The organism is Cellulomonas algicola (assembly GCF_003851725.1).
Taxonomy (GTDB): Bacteria; Actinomycetota; Actinomycetes; order Actinomycetales; family Cellulomonadaceae; genus Cellulomonas; species Cellulomonas algicola.
The window spans coordinates 1-2,870 of the sequence record NZ_BHYL01000185.1; the positions used below are offsets into that span (position 1 = coordinate 1).

Sequence of the window (2,870 nt, forward strand, 5' to 3'; positions counted from 1 at the left end):
GCGTGCGACCGCGCGGGTCCGGCGGGGTGCGCCGCGGCGACGAGCCCGAGCGACGCGGGCACCACGACCGCCGCCCCGACGCCCTGCGCGGCCCGCCCCGCGAGCAGCACGCCCGCCGTCGGCGCGAGCGCGCACACCACCGACGCCACCGTGAACACCGCGACGCCGACGACCGCGACGGGTACCGGCCCGTACCGGTCGACGAGCGGCCCGGCCCCGGCCAGCCCGACGGTGAGCGCGACGGTGTACGCGTCGAGCACCCACTGCAGCGCGCCCAGCCCCCCGCCGAGCTCCGTGCCGATCCGGTCGAGCGCGACGTTCACGACCGTGACGTCGAGGAAGAGCATGAACGTCGCGGCGGTGAGCAGGCCGATCCCGGCGCGGGCGGCGCGCGACGTCACGGGGCACCCGCGGACGTGACCGCCGCGAACGCGGCGCGGAACGCCGCCATCTCGTCGGGCGTCCCGATCGACACCCGCAGCCGTTCGGGCCCGCCGATCTCCCGCACCAGCACCCCGCGCGCCACCAGGCGGTCCCAGACCGCGCGCGCGTCGTCGAACGGCCCGACGAGCACGAAGTTCGCGTCGGAGTCCGGCACGGTCCAGCCGCGTGCGCGCAGCCAGGCGACGAGGTCGTCCCGTCCGCGGCGCAGCGCGTCGACCGTGCGCAGCTGCTCGGTCCGGTGCGCCAGGAGCGCGCAGCCCGCGGCCTGCGTGAGCGCCGACAGGTGGTAAGGCAGCCGGACGACCCGCAGCGCGTCGACCACCGCCGGGTCCGCCGCGAGGTACCCGATCCGCGCCCCGGCCCCCGCGAAGGCCTTGCTGAGCGTCCGCACGACGACCAGGCGCGGGTGCCCGTCGAGCAGCTCGACCGCGCTCGGCACGCCCCCACGGCGGAACTCCGCGTACGCCTCGTCGACCACGACGAGCCCGGGCGCCGCCTCGAGCGCGGCGGTCACCGTGGAGAGCGGCAGCGCGGTCCCCGTCGGGTTGTTCGGCGACGCGAGCACGACGACCGCGGGCCGGTGCGTCACGAGGTCGTCGACCAGCCGCGCGGGGTCGACGCCGTACCGCTCGTCGCGCGGCTCGCACCGCCACGCGGTCCCGGTGTTCCGGGCGTACTCCGGGTACATCGGGTACGTCGGCCCGTACGACAGCAGCAGCCGGCCGGGCCCGCCGAACGCCTGCAGCAGCTGCTGCACGACCTCGTTCGACCCGTTCGCCGCCCACACCTGCCGCGCGTCGAGCGGCACACCGGTGTCGGCGGTCAGGTGACCCGCGAGCGCCGTGCGCAGGCGCGTCGCCTCGCGGTCCGGGTACCGGTGCAGGTCCGCGGCCGCCCCGGCGACCGCGCGCGCGACGGCCGCGCTCGTCGCCGGGTCGGGCGGGTACGGGTTCTCGTTCGTGTTGAGCCGCACGGGCACGTCGAGCTGCGGCGCACCGTACGGCTCCTGACCGCGCAGCTCTGGCCGGACCAGGTCACCGATCTGCACGTCGGCGACGGGGACCGCGGACGGCCTGACGTCGGACGCGGTCACGCGGGCGTCCCCGCGGGCTCCGCGACGGCCGGGCGCGCGCTGCTCGCACGGACCAGCGCGTCGAAGGACGGCACGTCCACCGGCCGGTCGCTGCCGAGGAGGTCGAGGCACGCCCGGACGGTCTCCTCGACGTAGCGGCGCGCGACGACGGGGTTGCGGTTGAGCCGGTGCGTCGCGGCGGGCACCTCGACGAGCCCGACGTCCCGCCCCTCGTCGGCCAGCCGGCCGGCGGCGGCCCGCACGCGCGTCACGTCGACCCACGGGTCGGTGTCGCCCGCGACGAGCCGCACGGGCACCGCCACGCGCGCGAGGTCCTCGACGGCGTCGTCGTACCCGTGCAGGGCGTGCGTCCGCGCGTCGTGCACGAACCCGTCGCGCACCTCGTACCCGAGCACGTCGACGGTCGGGGGCAGCCGGTCCAGCTCCGCCTCGACGAAGTCCGTGCCGATCACCTCGCGCAGCGTCGCGGTCACGTCGAGCACGGGGGTCACGAGCACCGCGCCGCCCGCCGGGGCACCGCCCGCGAGCGCACGGACCGCGGGCCGGGTGGCCAGGCTCACCGCGACGAGCAGCGCACCCGGGTAGAGGTCGAGCACCGCCGCGACGTCCTCCGCCTGCGCCGACAGCCGCGTGCCCGCGATCTCGCCGCTGCCCGAGCCGACGTGGTGGCGGAAGTCCACGCGCACCGTCCGGAAGCCGTGCCGGTTGAGCGCGTGCGCGAACGGGAACATGCTGCGCGCGGTGCCGCCGAACACGGGCGCGACGACGACGTCGCCCAGGTGCTCGCCGTCGGTCGGCGCATCGACGAGCAGGCCGATCTCGCCGTCGGTCCCGACCGCGTGCCGGGTGGTCGTCGTGCCCATGCTGGGGGTCCTCTCGTCGGGTCGTGCCGGGGGGCGGACGACGGTCGCGCCGCGCTGCGGGGCCGGGTGGCGGGCCAGCAGGTCGTCGACCCAGCCGACCGTGTCGCGCATGACGCGGTGGTCGCGGCCGGGGCGCATCGCGGAGACGAGGAACGAGCGCTGCCCCTCGAGCACCGGGCCGAGCACCGTCACGCGCGGGTCGGACGTGCCGTCCGCGCGCACCGGGTGGTGCCGGTCGTCGACGCGCACGCCGCCGGGCCGGAAGGCGTCCGCGCCGGTGCCCGTCGTCCAGAGCGACGCCGCACCGCGCGCGACGAGGCGCCGGTAGAGCGGGTTGAGGTCGGTCCGCACGTCGAGCCGCGGCACCCAGGCGTCGACAAGCACGTCGGGCGTCCCGCCGAGCGCGTCGACGGCGGCCGCCGGCACGGCGCACGGCCCGCGACGCCCGCGTGTCGGCCCGAGGTCGCGGG

The 2,870-nt window shown here is 77.7% G+C and carries 3 protein-coding genes; all 3 read right to left on the reverse strand.

Annotated elements, in window-relative coordinates; genetic code table 11:
• Positions 1–401: MFS transporter (locus CTKZ_RS12205; protein WP_124343200.1), on the reverse strand; the 401-nt coding region annotated here is incomplete at its 3' end.
• Entirely contained in the window at positions 398–1,537 is a 1,140-nt protein-coding gene (locus CTKZ_RS12210) for a histidinol-phosphate transaminase (RefSeq protein ID WP_200829729.1), read from the reverse strand. The genes CTKZ_RS12205 and CTKZ_RS12210, both read right to left, overlap by 4 nt.
• A partial coding sequence (locus CTKZ_RS12215) for an alpha/beta hydrolase family protein (RefSeq protein WP_210766396.1) occupies positions 1,534–2,870 on the reverse strand: 1,337 nt, incomplete at its 5' end. The genes CTKZ_RS12210 and CTKZ_RS12215, both read right to left, overlap by 4 nt.